This is a genomic window from Sphaerisporangium album (assembly GCF_003323745.1).
Classification (GTDB): domain Bacteria; phylum Actinomycetota; class Actinomycetes; order Streptosporangiales; family Streptosporangiaceae; genus Sphaerisporangium; species Sphaerisporangium album.
The window spans coordinates 128,136-147,092 of sequence record NZ_QOIL01000022.1 but is presented as its reverse complement, the minus strand read 5'-3'; the positions used below and the strand labels follow the sequence as shown (position 1 = coordinate 147,092).

Sequence of the window (18,957 nt, the reverse complement as noted above, 5' to 3'; positions counted from 1 at the left end):
TACGTCGTGGTGGAGGAACCCGGTTCGTGTTCCTAGAAGTCGAACTCGTCGACGTTGTCCTTGGTGAACACGGTGGGCTTGCCGAGGAGCACCTCGCCCTTGGCGCCGACCGTGTACTCGCCGAGCCTGCCCGCCTTGAACTTCTCGCCTTCGGCGCCGGTGATCTGGCCGGACGCCAGTGCCGCCGCCGCGTAGCCGGCCAGATAGCCGAGGTCACCCGGGCTCCACAGCTCGAAGCCGTCGATCGTGCCGTCCTTGACGAACTTGCGAAGCTGGTTCGGCGTGCCGAGGCCGGTCAGCTTGACCTTGCCCTTGTACGACGAGCTGGACAGGTAGCGCGCGGCGGCGGCGATGCCGACCGTGGTCGGCGAGATGATGCCCTTGAGGTCGGGGTAGGAGCGCAGCAGGCCCTGCGTCTCGGTGAAGGACTTCTGGTCGTCGTCGTTGCCGTAGGCGACCTTGACCAGCTCCATGTCCGGATATTTCTTGAGCTCGTCCTTCATGAAGTCGATCCACGTGTTCTGGTTGGTCGCGTTCGGCGTCGCCGACAAGATCGCGATCTTGCCCTTGCTCCCGATCTGCTGCGCCAGGAGCTGCACCTCGGTCCTGCCCAGGTCTTCGGCGCCGGCCTGGTTGATGAACAGGTGGCGGCCGTCCTGCCCGGAGTCGGAGTCGTAGGAGACCACCTTGATCCCGGCGTCCATGGCCTGCTTGAGCGCGGGCACGACCGCGTTCGGGTCGTTGGCCGAGATGACGATGGCGTCCTGCTTCTGCTGGACGAGCGTGTTGATGTAGGACACCTGCGAGGAGGCGTTGGCGTCCGAGGGCCCGACTTCCTTGACCTCGGCGCCGAACTCCTTGCCGGCGTCGGAGCCACCGCGGTCGGCGATGGTGAAGTAGGGGTTGTTGACCTGCTTCGGCAGGAACGCGATCTTCAGGCCCTGCTTGATAGGGGCGTTCGGATTCGCGGTCGATGACGAGGCGGCGGAAGGGGCCGACGACTGTTGCCGCGCGACGTCGCTCTTGGTCGTGCCGCCGCAGGCGGAGATGAGGAGAGCGGTGCCGACCAGACTTGCCACGGCTCGCGTGTTCATGAGACCTCCTGTTGTGAAGTGAAGCGCCGTCGCCAGAGCGCCCCGAGGTTGGGCGCGAGCACGGATGCGACGAGCAGCAGGCCCGTCACGAAATTGAGCACCTCGTTGGCGACGTCGGCCAGGATCAGCGCGTTGCGCACGACCCCGAGCAGCACCACCGCCATGAGGACCCCCGGCAGGCTGCCGCGTCCGCCGAAGATCGAGACTCCGCCCAGCAGGACGGCGGCCACCACGGCCAGTTCCAGCCCCACGCCGTTGTCGGCGCGGGCGCTCGCGTAGCGGAACGTGAAGACCAGGGAGGCCAGGGCGGCCATGGCGCCGCCGGCCACGAACAGCCAGAACTTGATCCGCTTGACGCGGATCCCGGAGAAGAACGCCGCCTCCTGGTTGGCGCCGATCGCGAAGACCGCCCTGCCGAGGCCGGTCGCGTGCAGGAGCACCGCGGCTCCCACCCCGAGCACGGCCACCAGTCCGAGCGGAACCAGAGGCCGGGTCGCCAGCGAGGTGTAGGCGGCCGGCAGGTCGGCCACCGCCTGGTCACCCAAGATCACGTAAGCCAGTCCGCGATAGAGCGCGAACGTGCCGATCGTCACGGCCAGCGACGGCAGCCCCAGGCGGGTGACGAGCAGCCCGTTGATCGCGCCGCACAGCGCTCCGACCAGCAGGCAGATCGGCATGATGAGCTCGATGCCGAGCCCCGCGTTCCACAGCCAGCCCAGCACCGCGCAGGACAGGCCCAGCGTGGAGGCGACCGACAGGTCGATCTCCGCTGCCACGATGACGAAGGTCATGGTCAGCGCCATGAGCGCGATCTCCGTCGTGTCGAGCAGGAGGAAGGAGACGTTCGAGGTGTTGGCGAAGCCGTCGACGCCGAGCGCCGCCCACACGCAGACGCCCACGAGGAGAACGAGGATCAGGCTTTCCCAGCGTCTAACGAGCATCGCGATACCTCCTGCGGCGAAGCGCGGCGGCCACCCTCAACGCGAGGACGCGGTCCAGGACGATGGCGGCGATCAGCAGCGCGCCGTTGATGGCGGTCTGGGCGAGGGCGTCCACCCGCAGGACGGCCAGCGCGCTGGTGATGCCGGTCAGGAGCAGTGCGCCGAGGGCGGCGCCGAACACCGTGCCACTGCCTCCGAAGATCGCCACGCCTCCGACCACGACGGCGGCGATCACGTCCAGCTCCTTGCCTGTCGCGACGGTGGCGTCGACGGTCCCGAAGCGGGCCGCCCACATCACCCCGGCCAGTCCGGCGAGCGCGCCGTTGGCCATGAAGGCGGTCATGATCCGGCGGCGCACCTGGATTCCGGCCAGGACGGCCGCGTCCGGGTTGGAGCCGATGGCGTACAGCTCCCGGCCCGCCCGCAGGTTGCGCAGCATCCAGCCGACGGCCAGCAGCACGATCAGCGCCACCAGGGCGAGCAGCGGCAGGCCGAGAACCGAGCGGGAACCGAGCGACAGAAAGGACTCGGGCATGTCGGCCGCGTTCACCTGCCGGCCGCCCGCCCACGCGTAGTCGATGCCGCGGAAGGCGTACAGGGTGCCGAGCGTGGCGACCAGGGCCGGCACCTTGGCCACACCCACGAGAAGCCCGTTGATCGCTCCGCACACCACGCCGAGCGCCACGCAGCCCGCGATGACCACCGCGATCGGCACGGCGGGGGAGTCGGCCAGCACCAGCGCCCCGCCGAATCCCGTCAGCCCCACGATGGAGCTGATCGAAAGATCGACGTTGCGGGTCACGATCACGAGCGTCTGGCCGACGGCCAGCATGGCGACGATCGCTGAGTTCAGCAGGATGTCGCGGATGCTGCCGAAGGACAGGAAGGTAGGGTTGACGGCCCCGGTGACCCCGAACAGGGCGGCGAGCGCCAGCACGATGCCGAGCTCGCGGACCCTCGTCACCCGGTCGAAGAGCCTTCTGCCGCCGTGGCCCGGCGGCGTCGCCTCGCTGAGCGCCGTCATGCCGCGGTCCTTCCGGTCGCGGCCGACATCACGCTTTCCTCGGTCGCCGAGGCCCGCGGCAGCTCGGCCACCAGGCGGCCCTCGTGCATGACCAGCACGCGGTCGGCCATCCCCAGCACCTCGGGCAGCTCGGAGGAGACCATGAGGACGGCCATACCGCCCACCGCCAGCTCCGAAAGCAGGCGATGCACCTCGGCCTTGGTGCCCACGTCGATGCCACGGGTGGGCTCGTCGACGATCAGCACCGACGGCTTCCTGGCCAGCCACTTGGCCAGCACCACCTTCTGCTGGTTGCCGCCCGACAGCACCCCGACCGGATCCGACAGCCGGGCGAACTTCAGGCGCAGCCGTACCGCCCAGTCCTGGGCGCGGGCGTGCTCGGCGGCCCGCGAGATCAGCGGCCCCCGGCGCACCTCGGCCAGCCCGGCGAGCGCGATGTTGCGATCGATGGACAGGTCCATCACCAGGCCCTGCTGGCGGCGGTCCTCCGGCACCAGGGCCAGACCCGCGGCCATGGCGGCCGTCGGGCTGGCCGGGCGCAGACGCCTGCCGCCGACCTCGACCCATCCGGCGTCCTGCCGGTCGATGCCGAAGATGGCGCGCACCACCTCCGTGCGCCCGGCTCCGACCAGCCCGGCCAGCGCGACGATCTCGCCGCGCCGCACCCGGAAGGAGACATCGGTGAAGACGCCCTCGCGGGTCAGCCGGTGGACCTCCAGCGCGACCTCGCCGGGCACGCCGTCCTGCTTGGGATAGAGGGCGTCGAGGTCCCTGCCGACCATCCGCCGGACCAGGTCGTCGGGCGTGATGTCGGCGATGAGGTCCTCGGCGACCGGCGTCCCGTCCCTGAGCGTGGTGACCCGCTGGCAGAGCTCGAAGATCTCGTCGAGGCGGTGCGAGATGAACAGGACCGCGCACCCCTGTTCGCGCAACGCCTTGACCACGCCGAACAGCCGCGCCACCTCGTTGCCCGACAGGGCCGCGGTCGGCTCGTCCATGATGAGCACCTTGGCGTCGCGCGACAGCGCCTTGGCTATCTCGACCAGTTGCTGGTCGGCGATCGACAGCCCGCGGGCGGCCTGCTCGGGGTCCAGTTCGACGCCGAGCCCGGCGAACAGCCGCCCGGTCTGCTCGGCCATGGCCGCCCGGTCGATCCGCCCGAACCGCGTCCGAGGCTGACGGCCCATGAAGATGTTCTCGACGATCGACAGGTCGGGGAACAGGGTCGGCTCCTGGTAGATGACCGCGACGCCGGCGTGCCGCGCGTCGGCGGGCCCACCGAAGGTGACAGGGGATCCGTTCAGCAGGATCTGGCCGGTGTCCGGCCGGTGCACCCCCGAGAGGATCTTCACCAGCGTCGACTTGCCCGCTCCGTTCTCACCGGCCAGGGCATGGGCCTCTCCCGCCTCCAGCTTCAGCGACACTCCGCGCAGGGCTCGGACGGCGCCGAAGGACTTGCTGACGTCAGACAACGCCAAAACCGCCATCCGCATCGCCTCACACATCAAATCGTTTTTTGTGATTGGGGAGGACCGTACGACCGGCTACGCACAACGTCAATGGTGCGCTTGCCGATATTTGGTTGTTACGTTTTAATCAAGCCTCATGACCGTGGTGAGCATCAAGGAGGTCGCACAGCACGCGGGGGTCTCGCCGGGCACGGTGTCGAACGTGCTGAACCGGCCGGAGAAGGTGGCCGCCGCCACCAGAGACCGCGTGCAGGCGTCGATCAGGGAGCTGGGCTTCGTCAGGCACGGCTCCGCCTCGAGCCTGCGCGCCGGGCACAGCAGGACGATCGGCCTGTCGGTCATCGACATCGGCAACCCGTTCTTCACCGACGTGGCCTCCGGCGTGGAGGACGTGGCCAGCGAGCGCGGCTACGCGGTGATCCTCAGCAACTCCGCGGGCGACCCGGGCAAAGAGAGCCGCAACCTGCTCACCCTGGCCGAGCACCGCGTCCGCGGCGTGCTCATCACCCCGGCGGCCGAGGACACGAGCCGGCTCGACCGGCTGCGGGACCGCGGCATCCGCGTGGTCATGGTCGATCATCCGTCCGATCGCTCCGACCGCTGCTCGGTCGCGGTCAACGACGTCGCCGGAGGCGCTCTGGCCGTCTCCCACCTGCTGACCGGCGGCTGCGACCGGGTCGCGTACGTCTCCGGCCCGCTCACGATCCGGCAGTGCCTCGACCGCAAGCTCGGCGCGCACCGAGCCCTGATCCGGGCCGGTCGCGATCCGGAGATGGTGGAGGTGGTGACGCCGGCCATGACCGCCAGGGCGGGCCAGCAGGCGGCCGAGGAGCTTCTCGCGGCAGGACTGCCCGACGCGATCTTCTGCGCCAACGACCTGCTGGCCCTGGGCATGCTGCGCGCCCTGCTCCAGGCGGGCGTCCGGGTGCCCGACGACGTGTCGCTGATCGGCTACGACGGCATCGACCTGGCCTTCGCCTCCCCGGTGTCCCTGTCCACGATCAAGCAGCCCATGCAGCAGCTCGGCCGTACCGCCGCCGAACTGCTGCTCGACGAGTGCGACAACCCCGGCTCGCACGACCACCAGCAGATCATGTTCCAGCCCGAGCTGACCGTCAGAGAGTCCACTCGATGAGCGCCTTCGCCGCGGTCGACCTCGGCGCGTCGAGCGGCCGGGTGATCGTCTCGGACGAGAGCCTGCGGCTGTCGGAGGTGCATCGCTTCGCGAACAGGCCCGTGCGGGTGTCGGGCACGCTCTACTGGGACATCCTCGGCCTCTATCGTGAGATCGAGTACGGCCTGGGCCTCGCGGGCCCGGTCCGCTCCGTGGGGATCGACTCATGGGCCGTCGACTACGGCCTGCTCGACTCCGCCGGGAAGCTGCTGGGCAATCCCGTGCACTATCGCGACGGCCGCACCCGCGCGGCGGAGCCGTCGGACGAGCTCTACGCGGCTTCCGGCATCCAGTTCCTGGCGTTCAACACCGTCTACCAGTTGCTGGCCGACCGGCTCGACCGGGCCGAGACGATGCTGCTCATCCCCGACCTGATCGCCTACTGGCTCACCGGCGAGATCGGCGCCGAGGTCACCAACGCGTCCACGACCAGCCTGCTGGACGTGCACGACCGGACATGGGCGCGTGGCCTGATCGACCGGCTCGGCCTGCCCTCCCGGATCTTCCCCCCGCTGCGCCGCCCCGGCGACCCCATCGGGGCCGTGCCGATCGGCGACCGGTCCGCCGAGCTCGTCACCGTCGCCTCCCACGACACCGCCTCGGCCGTGGTCGCCGTCCCGGCCACATCGGAGCGCTTCGCCTACATCTCGTGCGGCACCTGGTCGCTGGTCGGCGTCGAGCTGACCGCACCCGTGCTGACATCGCGTTCCTTCACCAACGAGGCGGGAATCGACGGGACCATCCGCTACCTGCGCAACGTCATGGGCCTGTGGCTCCTGCAGGAGTGCCTGCGCGCGTGGGGCGAGCCCGAGCTGGAACCGTTGCTGGCCGCCGCCGCCGGCTCGCGTCCCTTCGCCGCCGTGGTGGACGCCGACGCGTCCGTCTTCCTGCCGCCGGGCGACATGCCCGCCAGGATCGCCGCCGAATGCCGTCGCACCGGCCAGGACCCGCCCGCCGATCTCCCCGCGTTCGTCCGCTGCGTCATGGAGAGCCTGGCCCTGGCGCATCGCGCCACCCTGCGCCAGGCCATCCGGCTGACGGGCCGCGAGGTCGAGGTGATCCACCTGGTCGGCGGAGGCGCCAGGAACGCGCTGCTGTGCCAGCTCACTGCCGACGCCTGCGGCCTGCCGGTCGTCGCGGGGCCCGCGGAGGCCACCGCCGTCGGCAACATCCTCGTCCAGGCCCGCCCGGCCGGTGTGGTCACCAGCCTCGCCGAGATGCGCGCCTTGGTGGCCGGCACGCAGCGGCTCACCCGCTACGAGCCCAAAGGTGACGAAGCCCGCTGGGACGAGGTGGCCGCAGTTCTCCGGTAGATGATTTCGCTCATGCCCGGCAGTGCCGGTGGCTCAGGGCTGGACTGCCGGCGCGCTCAGCAGGGCCAGAGCACCGCCACCGCTGACGCTCCGGGCCTCTACCCTGGCCCGGCGTCGTGGACGATGAGGGCCAGCTGAACCCGGTTGTCCAGGCCGGCCTTGGCGAGAATACGGGAGATGTACCCCTTCACGGTGCCCACGCTCATGTGCAGCTCACCGGCGATCACCGCGTTCGGCTTCCCCTGGCCGACCGCCAGCGCCACCTCGCGCTCCCGCTCAGTCAGCCGCGCCAGCACCTGACGGGCGTCGGTACGTCGTCGGCTCTCCTCCTCGGGCACCAGGTGGGCGATCAGCTTGCGCGTGACGCTCGGCGACAGGATCGGCTCCCCGGCCACGACCTTCCGCACGGCGTCCACGATGCCCTCCGGCGGGGTGTCCTTGAGCAGGAACCCGCTCGCCCCCGACCGCAAAGCCCTGAACACCAGCTCGTCGGCGTCGAACGTGGTGAGCACCACCACCTCGGGCGCCCCCGCCCGCGCCCGCAGCCGCCGGGTCGCTTCGATGCCGTCGAGGCCGTTCATCCGGATGTCCATGAGCACCACGTCGGGCCCGTGCTCGGCCACGGCGCTCTCGACCTCGCCGCCGTCGGCCACCGTGCCGACGATGTGCAGGTCCGGGGTGCCTTTGAGCATCAACGTCAGACCGGCGCGTACGAGGGCGTCGTCGTCCACGATCAGCACCCGGATCGGCGCGCTCTCGTCGGCTCTCACCTGGGCCATGCTAGCCGCGCCCTCACCGCGGCCACGGCAGCCGGGCCGCCAGCCGGAACCCGCCGTCCGCGGTCTCCCCGCACTCCAACCGGCCACCGGCCAGCGATGCCCGCTCCGCCAGCCCGGCCAGCCCCGCCCTCGCCCCGGTCCCCGCGAGGGCGGCCGGTCCGCTGTGAAGCGGGTTGCGCACCTCGACCACCAACTCGGCCCCCCTCATGCCCGACACGAGCACTGTCACGGGCTGACCGGGTGCGTGCTTGCGCGCGTTCGTGAGCCCCTCCTGCACGATCCTGTACGCGGCGCGGCCCACCGCATCCGGCACCTCGGACAGGCGCACCCCGTGATCGCGCAGCTCGACCCGCATCCCGGCCCGCCGCGACTCCTCAACGAGCGCCCCGACATCCACCCCACCGCCCGACGGCGACCCGGTGTCCGATGGCGGTCCGGTGTCCGATGGCGGTCCGGTGTCCGATGGTGGCGGTGGTGCTGGATCGCGGAGGACCGAGATGACGGTCCGTAGCTCCTCCAGCGCCAGGCGGGCGCTCAGCCGGATCACCCCGGCCGCCTCCGCGACCTCGCCCGGCGTCGCGTCCGCGTTGAACTCCAGCGCCCCCGCGTGCACCGCCAGCAGCGACAACCGGTGAGCGAGCACGTCATGCATCTCCCGGGCGATCCCGAGCCGTTCGGCGCGGCGGGCCTCCTCGGCGCGCAGCCGCTGGTCGGCCTCCGCCCGGCGAGCCCGCTCGGCCAGCGACAGCACCAGCTCCCGGCGGGTGCGCGCCAGCATCCCCCACACGGTCACCGCCACCCCGAACAGCACCCCGACCAGAGCCCACACCGGATACGGCGCAAGCTCGGGCGGCCGCACCGCGAACCTGACCAGCGTCGCCCCCACCCCTGCCGCCCCCACCGCGATCGCCACGCGCGGCCGCCGATACAGGGCCGCGATCAGCGCGGCGATCCCCGCCGCCACCGACGCCGAAGCGGCGGGCACCGACAGCGCGATCACCGCCAGCCCCGCGGACACGGGCCACCTCCGGCACAGCCACACCCCCGCGCAGGCCGGCGCACCACACACCAGGTCGGCGACCAGGTACCAGCCCGGACCGCCCGCCAGATCCCCCCAGACCACCGCCACCGCTCCGGCGAGCGCGGGCACGAACCCGCCGAGGCCCACGACCCAGCCGCCCCGCGACCACATCGAGCCGATCCGCACCTCGTCCGCGCTGGTCAGGAACACAACCGCCGATCGTAGCCCGCCCCTGAGCCCCGCGTTGGCAACCGAGGTCACCCGTGGACCACAACCAAAGTCGCCAAGAGAGGTGTCCGGAGGTTCTGGCGGAAACGACCTGGGCTGCCACGTTCCGGCCGTCCGCCGGCAGAGGCAGGCCCCCACCGCCCGGCACGCTGGCCCCATGAAGGCAGCCGACACACCAAAGGGCGGCCGACGCGCCGCGTTGCTGCTCGCGGTGATCACTCCGGTCATCGCCGAACTCACGCTGGGCAACCCGCCGCTCAGCCGGATCTGGCTGATGCTCCTGTGGATCCCGATCTACGGCGCCGGCACGGTGCTGATCCGGGAGCTGGTACGACGGCGCCGCGGGGGCTGGCCGTCGATCCTGCTCCTCGGACTGGCGTACGGCATCGTCGAGGAGGGACTGGTGTTACAGGCGCTCAGCAGCCCCACCATGTACGGGGTGGCCGGGTGGGCACCGAGGTTCCTCGGGCTGAACACCGCCTATGCCGAGCTCAACCTGCCCTACCACGCCGTGTTCAGCGTGGCGCTGCCGATCCTCCTGGCCGACCTGGCGTTCCCGTCCCTGCGCGACCGGCCGTATCTGAAGCGGACGGGGGTCGTGGTGGCCGGAGTGGTGTTCGTGCTGGGCGGGCTGCTGCTGCGGATCACCGTGGCGACCTCCATCGACCCCGGCTACCAGGCGCCGGTCGCGGTAATGGCGGGGTGCGTGGCCGCCGTGGCACTGCTGGCAGTGGTGGCCCTGCGCGTACTCCCGCCCACCGCCTCCGATGCGCCCACCGCACCCGCAACGCCCGGTGCGCGCGAGGCGTCCCCCGCACCCGACGCGCCCCCTGTGCCCGCGACGTCCGCCACACCCGCAGCGCCGACTGCGCGCGGAGCGTCCGCTGCCTCCGAATCGACGGTGGACGGGACGCGGGTCGGGGCGGTTCCCGGATCCTGGGTGGTGGGGGTCTTCGGGGTGTTGGCGGGGTTCGGGTATCTGGCGCTGCTGTTCCCGTTCGGCGGGGCCGGTCAGCCCGCCTTCACTCACGGCGGCTGGGTGGCGGCGCCGATGCTGGGCGCGGCGGTGGTCGCGCTGTCGGCCGGGTGGCTGGTACGCCGGTGGACGAGGAGCGGCGGGTGGACGGACCGGCACGGTCTCTGCCTGGCCGGTGGGGCGTTGGCGGGGCACACCGCGTTCGGGGTGGTGGCCAACGCCGCCACCCTCGCCGACAAGCTGGAGCTGTCCACTCTGGGGCTGGTCATGGTCGGTCTGCTGGCGCTGCTCGTCCGCCGACGCCCGGCCTCGATGCCGATGAAATCACCCGAAAAAGATTCTTCCGTCAGATGTAGAGAACGTCGCCACGGCTCCGACTCACCTGCGAAAGCAAAGAGAACAGGAGCCGGACATGCGTAAGATCATCTTCTGGGTGCACACCTCGATCGACGGCCACATCGACGGCCCGAACGGCGAGTTCGACTGGCCCGTGATGGGCGAGGAACTGTCGGCGTACTCCGAGGCGCTGGCCGACCGCTCCGACACCTTCCTGTACGGGCGCGGCGTCTGGGAAGGCATGGTGGCCTTCTGGCCGAATGCCGAGTCGATGTCGGACCACCCGCACGTCCTGAAGTTCGCCCCTCGCTGGCGCGAAACGCCGAAGATCGTCTTCTCGAGGACATTGAAGGAGACCGACTGGGCCACCCGGATCATCGGCGACGACCTCGCCGAGCAGGCCGCCGAGCTCAAGCGACAGGACGGCAAGGACCTGCTGCTCACCGGCGGCTCCAGCCTGGCCGCCGCGCTCACCGAGCACGGCCTCATCGACGAGTACCACATCGCGGTGCACCCGGTCGTGCTGGGCGGTGGCCGGCCGCTGTTCGTCCCGCGTGACGAGCGGCTGGGCCTGCGGCTGGCCGAGTCGCGTACCTGCGATTCCCAGGTGGTGGTGATGCGGTACGACCGCGTCTAGCGGAGTGTGGCAGGGAGCGCTGGGCGAGAAGAAGGGACAGCACTCCTCACCCGCCACCGTCCTGCGCATGCTCCGCGAACACGACCGTCATCTGCGCCGTGCTGAACTGCGGAGTCGAGGAACTCCTGATCCCCGGGCCGGAGAAGGTCCGCAAGGCCGACGACCAGCAGACAACCGCAGCAGCCGCGGCGGCTTCGAACAGCCCGGCGGTGACGCCACGCGGACTCCGCGCGGCGGGTCTTCCGCCGGCTCGCCCTGGTGCCCGGCCGGGGCTTCGACGCCGCCCTCGCCAACGAGGGGGTTGCCTGTCGGCACGTCGTTCGGTCCGCTATCGGGTGGGGGAGAGGCGGCGGCTGACCAGGGGCACGATGATGGCGGCCGCGATCAAGTGAGCGGCGACGAGCGTCACCTTGGTCCCCGTGGAGGTCTCCGCGGCGGTCAGCGGGGGGACGAGGGACAGGAGCACGAGCACGCTCGTCACGATGCGGTAGGTGCGGGCCGGCCGGGATGCTCGCCGGTTGATCAACGCGGCGATGCCGATGCCGACGACCATGACCATCGCGAGGGCGATCGCGCAGGCGCCGAGGGTGACCGGGACGACGTCGGAGGCGCTGCCGCCGGGATTGCCGACCGCCAGCGGTACGCCCGAGGCCCGGACGAGAGCGGCGAATGTTTCGGTCGCCGCCGCGGCGAGGACCGTGGCGACCAGGTTCGTCCGCAGCAACGCGCGGAACGGAACCCGGACAGCGATGTCGGCGGGGGCGTCACCGGACAGGTCGGTGGCGGGTGTTCGGGCAGTCATCACAGGCTCCTGGGCGTGAGTTGAGCACCGGCCATTGGCCGGCGGTCATGGTGATGGTGGTGAGTGGCCGGCCACGGGCGCGGCGTGGGGATGAGCCGGGGGTGGTGCGCGGTCACCGAGAACGGAGGAGGCTGGGGCCGGCCCCGCGTCTGGATGCCGGGGCTGTTGGTCAACCCGGAGACATGCTGGTCGGAGGGCTCTCAACGTTGTCGCCGCCGGCCGAGCTCGGCCGGCGGCGACAACGGCGCCGGAATTTCTGGGACAGATCAGCCGGAAGCGAGCGTCGCTTCGGGGGAAGGCGTCCCGGGCCGCGGCTCCATGTCAGGAGCGGAGGGTTCGGCCGGGGTCAGCGGACGACGTCGAGGACGTTCTTCTGGATGCCGTTGGCGTATGCCTCGTACTCGACGAGCTTGAGCTTCTGGGTGTCCTTGTCGGTGGTGCTGAACAGGCGCTTGCCGGCGCCGAGCAGCAGCGGGAAGACGAGCAGGTGGTAGCGGTCGATCAGGCCCGCATCCGAGAGGGCGTGGTTGAGCGAGGCGCTGCCGTGCACGATGATCGGGCCGCCGTCGGTCTGCTTGAGTGCGGCGACGTCGTCGAGCGAGCGCAGGATCGTGGTGTCGCCCCAGTTGGAGACGAGCTTGTCGTCGGTGAGGCTGGTGGAGACCACGTACTTCGGCATCGTCTTGTAGCGGGCGAACTCCGCCATGTCTGGCCAGACGGGGCTGAAGACCTCGTAGCTGACCCGGCCCATCAGGATGGCGGTGGACTCCTGCTGCTCGCGCTCCTTGATCCCGTAGGCCTCGGGGACGAACTCGACGTCCTTGAAGGTCCAGCCGGAGTTGCGGTAGCCGGGTTCTCCGCCCGGCCCCTCCACGACGCCGTCGAGGGAGATGAAGGCGGTGCTGATAAGAGTGCGCATTGAAGGTTCCTTGTGTCGTGTGTCTGTGTCGTGTTTGTTGATTGCGCGCCCGCGCCGTCGGAACGGAGGCGCTCCGGTGACGTTGTGGGTCGCCGATGACCACGCGCGGCAGACGGTCGGGCCGCGCGGGGTGGTGGTCAGCTGAGGAGTCCGGCCGGCCACTGCTGCCGGGCGTCTTCGGTTGCGCCGGTGTCGGCTCCGAACACGTGGTGGAACATCAGCACGATGCCGGGGCCGTGGTGTGGATGGCGTCGGCGGTGCGGATCTCGCACGCTCGTCGTCGGCCCAGACCCCCTCGCCGTCCAGCGGAGGCAGGCGGGCTCGGCGAGGCGGCGAGGGCCGAGACCCGGGCCGGGTCGAGAGCCGCCTCGGCCGCGGCGGGTTCTTCGATCACAGCGACGTCCAGCACCCGTTCAATATCGTGGCGAAGAACAGATTTGTCAATACAGTTTAAATTGTCGGTTCGGCCTGGGCCCCCGTAGACCGGCACCCCGGTCCCAGTTCTGCCCGGGAGCGACCGCAGGGCGGAGCGGATGGCCGTCAGCGCGGCGTCGAGGTGGTACTCGCCCTAGCCTTCTTCGCGTCGGCTCGCCCGCGGGTGCGGCGGCGGCGCGTCACGCCACGCGGAACCGTTCGGCTGCGGGTTCGTCGAAGGTCAGGCCGTTGCCTGGAGCGTCGAGGTCGCGTCGGGCCGCACCGCCGCAGGCCGTGGAGACCCCTGTGGCGCGTACGGCGTCTCGGACGATGCCCAGTCCCTGGAGGTCGTCGGAGGAGACCGGCTCTTCGAACCAGCGCACGTCGAGGTCTTCGGCCTGGTGCATCAGGCGGATCGCGCCCCGCCGGGCGGAAGCTTGGCGACGGCGTCCGGGTTGAGCTGCTTCATGCGTTCGAAGTGGATGAGCTTGTCGTCGATGCCCTCCAGCGCGATCGGCCGGTGAGGCAGGATCCGGGGGACGTCGTCGGCGGCGGAGGCGATGTCGGGGTAGGCGATGTAGACCAGCGTCTTGGCCTTGACCACCGGCAGCAGCTTGAGCCGGGCCCGCAGCACGACGACCAGCGTGCCCTCGGATCCGACGAGCGCCTGCGCGACGTGGAAGTTCTTCTCCGGGAGCAGGCTGTCCAGGTTGTATCCCGAGACCCGCCGGGGGGTCTTCGGGTACCGGGTGCGCAGCGGCTCCAAATAGGCGTCGCGCAGCCCGCGGAGCTGCCGGTAGACCTCGGCCTCGCGGCCTCCCTGCCGCTGGATCCGCGCGTACTGCTCCTCGCTGGTCTGGCCCACCCACATCCGGGTGCCGTCGTACAGCAGCACCTCCATCTCGACGATGTTGTCGACGACCTTGCCGGCGCGCTGGGCGGTGGCCCCGCAGGAGTTGTTGCCGATCATGCCGCCCAGGGTGCAGTGGTCGTGCGTGGCGGGCCTCGGGCCGTACTCCAGCCCGGTGTCGCGCAACCGCTCGTTCAGGACGTCCAGCACGATGCCGGGCTCGACCAGGCAGGTGCTCCGCTCGGGATCCACCCCCGATATGGTCAAAAGTTCACGCGTGGGGTTTGGCGGTGGCCAGCCTCCATCCGAGGCCGTCACACTCTGGCGGAAGCGTCGGGAACCGATGGCCTGCCGCTTCGGTGGACCACAGATGCCCGCAGCGGCCGTCGCATTCGTAGATACCGCTCCGCGGTGCCCTCATGCCGGGATGCCAGCTCTCCCGCTCTCCAGCCATAATCCCGTCATACCCAGACACACCTACAGAAATCGCCTAGTCGGCGGCGCCGGGCGAGTTCAGTTCTCCTCGCTGGTGACGCCGTGCGCGGCCCCACAGGCTTGGAATCCGGTGAACCGCGCTGCCGCAGATAGATGGACAGCACCCCCATCGACAGCACGGCCAGGAACTCGGACTGCCAGTTCTGCAGCGTGCGGTGCCAGAAGTCCGCCGACGTAAGGTATCCGAGGGCGGTGACGGGGTCCTGAAGTCGCTAAAGCCGTTCGGCGTTGTAACCAGCCGTTCCCGCGACCCACTGGGCCAGCCACGAGAAGACGACTGAGGTGAACCGGTTACAGTGACCACATGGTCCCCCGTCATGGGTCGAAAGGAATCCCCTCGAGGGAGCGCTTACGGGCGAACGTTCTTGGCCTGGTCGTCCTTCTCCTCGTTGCAGTCCTGAAGATCACTGACATCATGGACGACAAAGGCTCCTGGGGGGACTATCTAGTCGTCGGCTGGATGCTGATCGTTTGTTTCTACTGGACTTGGCGGAGTGGCCGTTTCATCCGTAGTCACATCAAGACGCCCCCATCCACGTGTTCTAAACTCTGACCTGACGGCAGCGTTGACGGCGGCCTCTCCGAAGTTCTCCGGTCCTGAGCACGGATTGAAGATCGCAACGAGCACCTACTACGCGCCGCGACTTCACCGTCGGCGGGCCCGACAAGGTGCGGGTGGCCGGCTTCACTTGTGTCGCTGCCCCTCGCGGGGTGGTGTACGTCTCATTCGTAGTGAGTATGTTGTCCCGGGCCATCGTCGGCAGGGGGGCCTTGCTCGGTAAGCGGACCATGCTGGTGCTCGATGCGCCGGACATGGCGTTGTGGCGGCGCCGGCGCGCCGGCCACCAGGTCGGACCGGGGCTGGTTCAGTCGCTGTCGGTGGAGAGCACTCGGCTTGAGGGCAGCATGCTCGGGTCTCTGGCATGATCCGCGGGCATGCGGACTCGACTTTTCTTCGTGCGCCACGGGGACTCCCTCCATACAAGAGAAGGCGTGATAGGTGGTCCGAAAGGCTGCCGCGGACTGACCGAGGTGGGGCGTGCGCAGGCCGCGTCGCTCGGACAACGGATCGCCGCTGAGATCGGGAACGGCAGGGCATCGATCTACTCGTCACCCCTGCCGCGAGCCGTGGAGACGGCCGCTGCGATCTCGGTCGCCGGCGGCCTGCCCTCCTCACAGGACTGCGGGCTGTGCACATGGCACGTGCCGCCGCAGGCGGACGGGCTCACCCGAGCGGAGTTCTCCCGGCGCCTCGACATCGAGGGGGGCGGCGTCTACCGGCCCTTCCAGGAAGGCAACGAGACCTGGGCCGAGATGGTGACACGCACCAGTCGCACCATCGTAGACCTCGCCGATCGTCACCGTGGTGAGACCCTGATCCTCGTCGGGCACGCCGAGACGGTCGAGATCTCCTTCAACGCTCTCGGCCTGCTGCCGGTCTATCGGTCCTTCGATCTGAAGGTGTCCCCCGCCTCGATGACCGAGTGGATCACTGACCAGGACCCCGCACAGTGGCCACCACCCAGATGGACACTCACGCGTTTCAACGAGACCCCGCAGCCCTGAGGAGAGCGCCGCGGCGGGGCGGAGTGCTGGGAAGGCCACCTCCAGGCAGTCGGACCGCTCCTGTAGTACGGGCCGAGGTGAGGCCTGGTCATTGCGTCGGGTTCAGCCGAAAGTACGCCTGATTGCTCGACTATCGGGCGGCTCGGAACGGGCTGTTGTATGGATGAGAGGCGACGGGGTCGGTCGTCACGATGGGGATATGACCGACGAGAGCAGGACGAGTTTCCCCCCGTCGCCGCAGTCGCCTCGGAACGAGGCTCTAGCCGCTGTGGCCCCACCCCGTTCGTCCGGACCGTCCTCTTCTGGTCGGCTGACGCGGAATCGGCCTGGAGCAGGGACTCTCCCGGCGGCCTCCCCGGCGAGGGCGGGGTGGCGTGTGCCCGTGGCGCTGGTCGTGCTGGGCGTCATTCCGGCGATCGCCGGGGTCGTCCGGGTGGGCGAGCTGAGTGGCGGTGCGGCGGTCACGGCGGAGAACGCGCGGTTCTTCGCGGAGCCGTTGCCGGTGCTGGTGCACATTCCGAGCGCCCTGCTGTTCAGCCTTCTGGGGGCCTTCCAGTTCGCGGCCGGGTTTCGCCGCCGGAGGCCCGGCTGGCATCGCGCCGCGGGGCGGCTGCTGGTCCTGTGCGGGCTCGCCGTGGCGGTTTCGGGTCTGTGGATGACGCTGTTCTACCCCCGGCCCGTGGGGGACGGTGATCTTCTTGCCGGTTTCCGGCTCCTGTTCGGCGTGGGCATGATCATGTGCATCGTCCTCGGCTTCGCCGCGGTGCGGCGGCGGGATTTCGCCCGGCACCGTGCCTGGATGATGCGCGGGTACGCGATCGGCATGGGTGCGGGCACCCAGGCGCTGACCCAGTTGCCGTGGATCCTGCTCGTCGGCATGCCGGGCGAGTTCCCCAGGGCGCTGCTCACGGGCGCCGGGTGGGTGATCAACCTCGCCGTGGCCGAATGGGTCATCCGCAGGCGGCCGCGCGGGCGAACCCGCACCTCCACGGTCGCGCGAACCCGGACCTCCGCCCCGGCGGCCGGCGAGGGAAGGATCAGTGCTTGACGCGGCCGGTCTCGTAGGCCCACATGGCGATCTCGACGCGGTTGCGGGCGCCGAGCTTGGCCATCAGGCTCGCGATGTGGGACTTGACCGTGCTGAGAGAGATGTGAAGCTCGCCGGCGATCTCGCCGTTGGTCCGCCCGCGTGCCACGGTGGCCAGGATCTGTTCCTCCCGGTACGTGAGCGCCTCGATGGGTTGTACCGGCGGCGAGGCGGGCCGGGTGCGGGCGAAGGCCCCGAGCAGGCGCGCGGTGATGCTCGGGGCGATGAGCGCGTCGCCGCCGGCGGCGGCGTGGACGGCCTGGGAGAGCAGGTCGGCGCCGGCGTTCTTGAGCAGGAATCCGCGGGCGCCGGCCCTGAGGGCGGCGTAGACGTACTCGTCGAGGTCGAACGTGGTGATGACGACGACGGGGAGGGGGTCGTCGACGCCCGGTCCGGCGAGGAGACGGGTGGCTTCGATGCCGTCGATGCCGGGCATGCGGATGTCGAACAGGCACACGTCCGGGCGCAGGCGCCGCGCGAGCTCGACGGCTCGCCGCCCGTCGCCGGCCTCGCCGATGACCTCGATGCCGGGCTGGGCGTTGAGGATCATCGTGAGCCCGGTGCGGACGATCTCCTGGTCGTCGGCGACGATCACCCGGATGCTCATGTCGCCGACCCGGTCCGGGGCAGCACGGCCGTGACGGTCCAGCCCCGATCGGGATCCGGGCCGGCCACGCAGGTGCCGCCGAGCAGGTCGGCGCGTTCGATCATGCCGATGAGCCCGTATCCGGGCCGTGTGGACGGGTGCGCGAGGCCGCCGTCTCCGTCGTCGCTGACGCGCAGGCGCACCGACGTGTCGTCGGCCGCGACGCGGACCTCGATGCGGGTGGCGTGCCGCGCGTGCCGCCGGGCGTTGGTGACCGACTCCTGGGCGAGGCGGTAGATCGCGGCCCCCACCGGCGGGGGGATGTCGTCGAGGTCGCCCGAGATCTCGACGTCCACGGACGGACCGGAGCGGCCTCGGCTCGCGAGCTGCCGGAGATCGGTGATGCGCCGGCCGGGCTGCCGATCCGCCGGCTGGTTCTGGCGCAGGACGTCGACCATGGCGCGCATCTCGGCGAGGGCGCGCGACGCCTCGGACTCGATCACGCGCAGCGCGTCGGTCGCGGCGTCCGGGTGCGACCCGGACGTGGCCAGGCCCGCCTGCGCGCGGATCGCCATCGCCGAGACGTGATGGGCGACGGTGTCGTGCAGGTCGCGGGCGAGTTGTACGCGTTCGAGCAGCTTCACCTTGTCCAGCTCGCGCGCCCTCGCCCCGGCCCGGTACCTGAGCGCCAGGCCCGCGGCGATGGACGCGGATACGACGGCCCATCCGCCGATCACGTCGGGGAGGCCGGGGGAGTCGGAGATCATCGAGTGGGTGACCTTGAGCAGGATGATCACGAGCCCGATCACGACCTCGCGTCCGGACCCCCACCGGCACAACGCGTACGACAACAGGAGGAGGAACACCAATGTGTACGTCTGCAGGGAGGCGCCGTTCATCACCAGCGGGGACAGGGCGCAGGTGCCGAAGGCGACGGCGACCATCGGCAGCGGCCTGCTCCGGCGCCACAACAACGTGAGCACCAGCCCGGCGGTGATGGCCACGGAGACGGCCCGCCAGGGAAGATCCTGCCGCAGGACCCCTTCGAGCACAGCGACCGCCATGAGCACCGCCACGAGCGCCCAGTCCCGCCACCCCCGCCTGGGGGGGTTGGGGGGACCGGGCTCGTTCCACACAGAGCGAAGAAGGGCGAGCACGTCAAATATCGTACGCAGCTTGCGTCCATCCGGATCAGCCCAAAGTACGACAAGCACCTGCCTTCGGCGTCGACGGAACGCTCTCCTCG

Annotated in this window: 19 protein-coding genes; 6 read left to right on the top strand and 13 right to left on the bottom strand. The window is 70.3% G+C overall.

Annotated elements, in window-relative coordinates:
- Nucleotides 1-32 precede the first annotated feature (32 nt).
- From rhaS to DQ384_RS31680, 4 genes are read right to left on the bottom strand one after another with little or no spacing between them, the layout of a single operon-like run.
- A complete protein-coding gene (gene rhaS / locus DQ384_RS31695) occupies nt 33-1,094 on the bottom strand; it encodes a rhamnose ABC transporter substrate-binding protein (protein ID WP_114032555.1) in 1,062 nt (353 codons plus the stop codon).
- Nucleotides 1,091-2,035 carry an ABC transporter permease gene (locus DQ384_RS31690; protein ID WP_114032554.1) on the bottom strand — a complete coding sequence of 315 codons (945 nt, stop codon included), beginning with the start codon at nt 2,033-2,035 and terminating at the stop codon, nt 1,091-1,093. The genes rhaS and DQ384_RS31690 overlap by 4 nt, the downstream gene beginning before the upstream one ends.
- Nucleotides 2,025-3,059, bottom strand: a complete 1,035-nt coding sequence (locus DQ384_RS31685) for an ABC transporter permease (RefSeq protein WP_114032553.1) — start codon at nt 3,057-3,059, stop codon at nt 2,025-2,027. The genes DQ384_RS31690 and DQ384_RS31685 overlap by 11 nt, the downstream gene beginning before the upstream one ends.
- Entirely contained in the window at nt 3,056-4,546 is a 1,491-nt protein-coding gene (locus DQ384_RS31680; protein WP_245966915.1) for a sugar ABC transporter ATP-binding protein, read from the bottom strand. Before DQ384_RS31680 ends, DQ384_RS31685 begins: the two co-directional genes overlap by 4 nt.
- 118 nt (nt 4,547-4,664) lie before the next feature.
- On the opposite strand from DQ384_RS31680, the gene DQ384_RS31675 reads away from it, so the two are divergent.
- Both DQ384_RS31675 and DQ384_RS31670 read left to right on the top strand, forming a co-directional pair.
- Nucleotides 4,665-5,663 (top strand): LacI family DNA-binding transcriptional regulator, encoded by a 999-nt coding sequence (locus DQ384_RS31675; protein WP_114032551.1) that lies wholly within the window; start codon nt 4,665-4,667, stop codon nt 5,661-5,663.
- A complete protein-coding gene (locus tag DQ384_RS31670) occupies nt 5,660-7,015 on the top strand; it encodes a rhamnulokinase (protein WP_114032550.1) in 1,356 nt (451 codons plus the stop codon). Before DQ384_RS31675 ends, DQ384_RS31670 begins: the two co-directional genes overlap by 4 nt.
- Before the next feature lie 98 nt (nt 7,016-7,113).
- On the opposite strand, the gene DQ384_RS31665 is transcribed toward DQ384_RS31670, so the two are convergent.
- Together DQ384_RS31665 and DQ384_RS31660 are read right to left on the bottom strand one after the other, a co-directional pair.
- Nucleotides 7,114-7,794, bottom strand: a complete 681-nt coding sequence (locus DQ384_RS31665) for a response regulator (protein WP_114032549.1) — start codon at nt 7,792-7,794, stop codon at nt 7,114-7,116.
- 13 nt (nt 7,795-7,807) lie between these two features.
- Nucleotides 7,808-9,025, bottom strand: coding sequence for a sensor histidine kinase (locus DQ384_RS31660; RefSeq protein WP_181871536.1), 1,218 nt, complete (start codon nt 9,023-9,025; stop codon nt 7,808-7,810).
- A 175-nt stretch (nt 9,026-9,200) separates the two neighbouring features.
- Between DQ384_RS31660 and DQ384_RS43815 the strand changes: the two genes are divergently transcribed.
- Both DQ384_RS43815 and DQ384_RS31650 read left to right on the top strand, forming a co-directional pair.
- Nucleotides 9,201-10,439: a hypothetical protein gene (locus tag DQ384_RS43815; RefSeq protein WP_147268966.1), complete on the top strand. Its 1,239-nt coding sequence runs from the start codon at nt 9,201-9,203 to the stop codon at nt 10,437-10,439.
- Nucleotides 10,432-10,992 (top strand): dihydrofolate reductase family protein, encoded by a 561-nt coding sequence (locus DQ384_RS31650; RefSeq protein ID WP_114032546.1) that lies wholly within the window; start codon nt 10,432-10,434, stop codon nt 10,990-10,992. The genes DQ384_RS43815 and DQ384_RS31650 overlap by 8 nt, the downstream gene beginning before the upstream one ends.
- Nucleotides 10,993-11,320: 328 nt before the next feature.
- Here the strand turns inward: DQ384_RS31650 and DQ384_RS31645 are convergent, their stop codons facing one another.
- From DQ384_RS31645 to DQ384_RS44010, 5 genes are all read right to left on the bottom strand, one after another.
- On the bottom strand, nt 11,321-11,794 hold the full coding sequence (locus DQ384_RS31645) for a DUF6069 family protein (protein WP_114032545.1): 474 nt from the start codon (nt 11,792-11,794) through the stop codon (nt 11,321-11,323).
- 346 nt (nt 11,795-12,140) lie between these two features.
- Nucleotides 12,141-12,713, bottom strand: a complete 573-nt coding sequence (locus tag DQ384_RS31640; protein ID WP_114032544.1) for a dihydrofolate reductase family protein — start codon at nt 12,711-12,713, stop codon at nt 12,141-12,143.
- A 614-nt stretch (nt 12,714-13,327) separates the two neighbouring features.
- On the bottom strand, nt 13,328-13,534 hold the full coding sequence (locus DQ384_RS31635) for a hypothetical protein (RefSeq protein ID WP_114032543.1): 207 nt from the start codon (nt 13,532-13,534) through the stop codon (nt 13,328-13,330).
- Nucleotides 13,534-14,229, bottom strand: coding sequence for an FAD-binding oxidoreductase (locus DQ384_RS31630; protein WP_245966912.1), 696 nt, complete (start codon nt 14,227-14,229; stop codon nt 13,534-13,536). The genes DQ384_RS31635 and DQ384_RS31630 overlap by 1 nt, the downstream gene beginning before the upstream one ends.
- 209 nt (nt 14,230-14,438) lie before the next feature.
- The gene (locus DQ384_RS44010) at nt 14,439-14,621 is read right to left on the bottom strand and encodes a DUF6766 family protein (RefSeq protein ID WP_425451541.1); all 183 of its coding nucleotides are present in this window, start codon (nt 14,619-14,621) and stop codon (nt 14,439-14,441) included.
- Between the two features lie 787 nt (nt 14,622-15,408).
- Between DQ384_RS44010 and DQ384_RS31610 the strand changes: the two genes are divergently transcribed.
- A complete protein-coding gene (locus tag DQ384_RS31610; RefSeq protein WP_114032539.1) occupies nt 15,409-16,038 on the top strand; it encodes a histidine phosphatase family protein in 630 nt (209 codons plus the stop codon).
- Between the two features lie 376 nt (nt 16,039-16,414).
- Complete coding sequence (locus DQ384_RS31605) at nt 16,415-17,086, top strand: DUF2306 domain-containing protein (RefSeq protein ID WP_181871535.1); 672 nt, start codon at nt 16,415-16,417, stop codon at nt 17,084-17,086.
- On the opposite strand, the gene DQ384_RS31600 is transcribed toward DQ384_RS31605, so the two are convergent.
- Nucleotides 17,076-17,732 (bottom strand): response regulator, encoded by a 657-nt coding sequence (locus tag DQ384_RS31600; protein WP_114032537.1) that lies wholly within the window; start codon nt 17,730-17,732, stop codon nt 17,076-17,078. The genes DQ384_RS31605 and DQ384_RS31600 overlap by 11 nt on opposite strands.
- Nucleotides 17,729-18,868, bottom strand: a complete 1,140-nt coding sequence (locus DQ384_RS31595; RefSeq protein WP_181871534.1) for a sensor histidine kinase — start codon at nt 18,866-18,868, stop codon at nt 17,729-17,731. The genes DQ384_RS31600 and DQ384_RS31595 overlap by 4 nt, the downstream gene beginning before the upstream one ends.
- Nucleotides 18,869-18,957 lie beyond the last annotated feature (89 nt).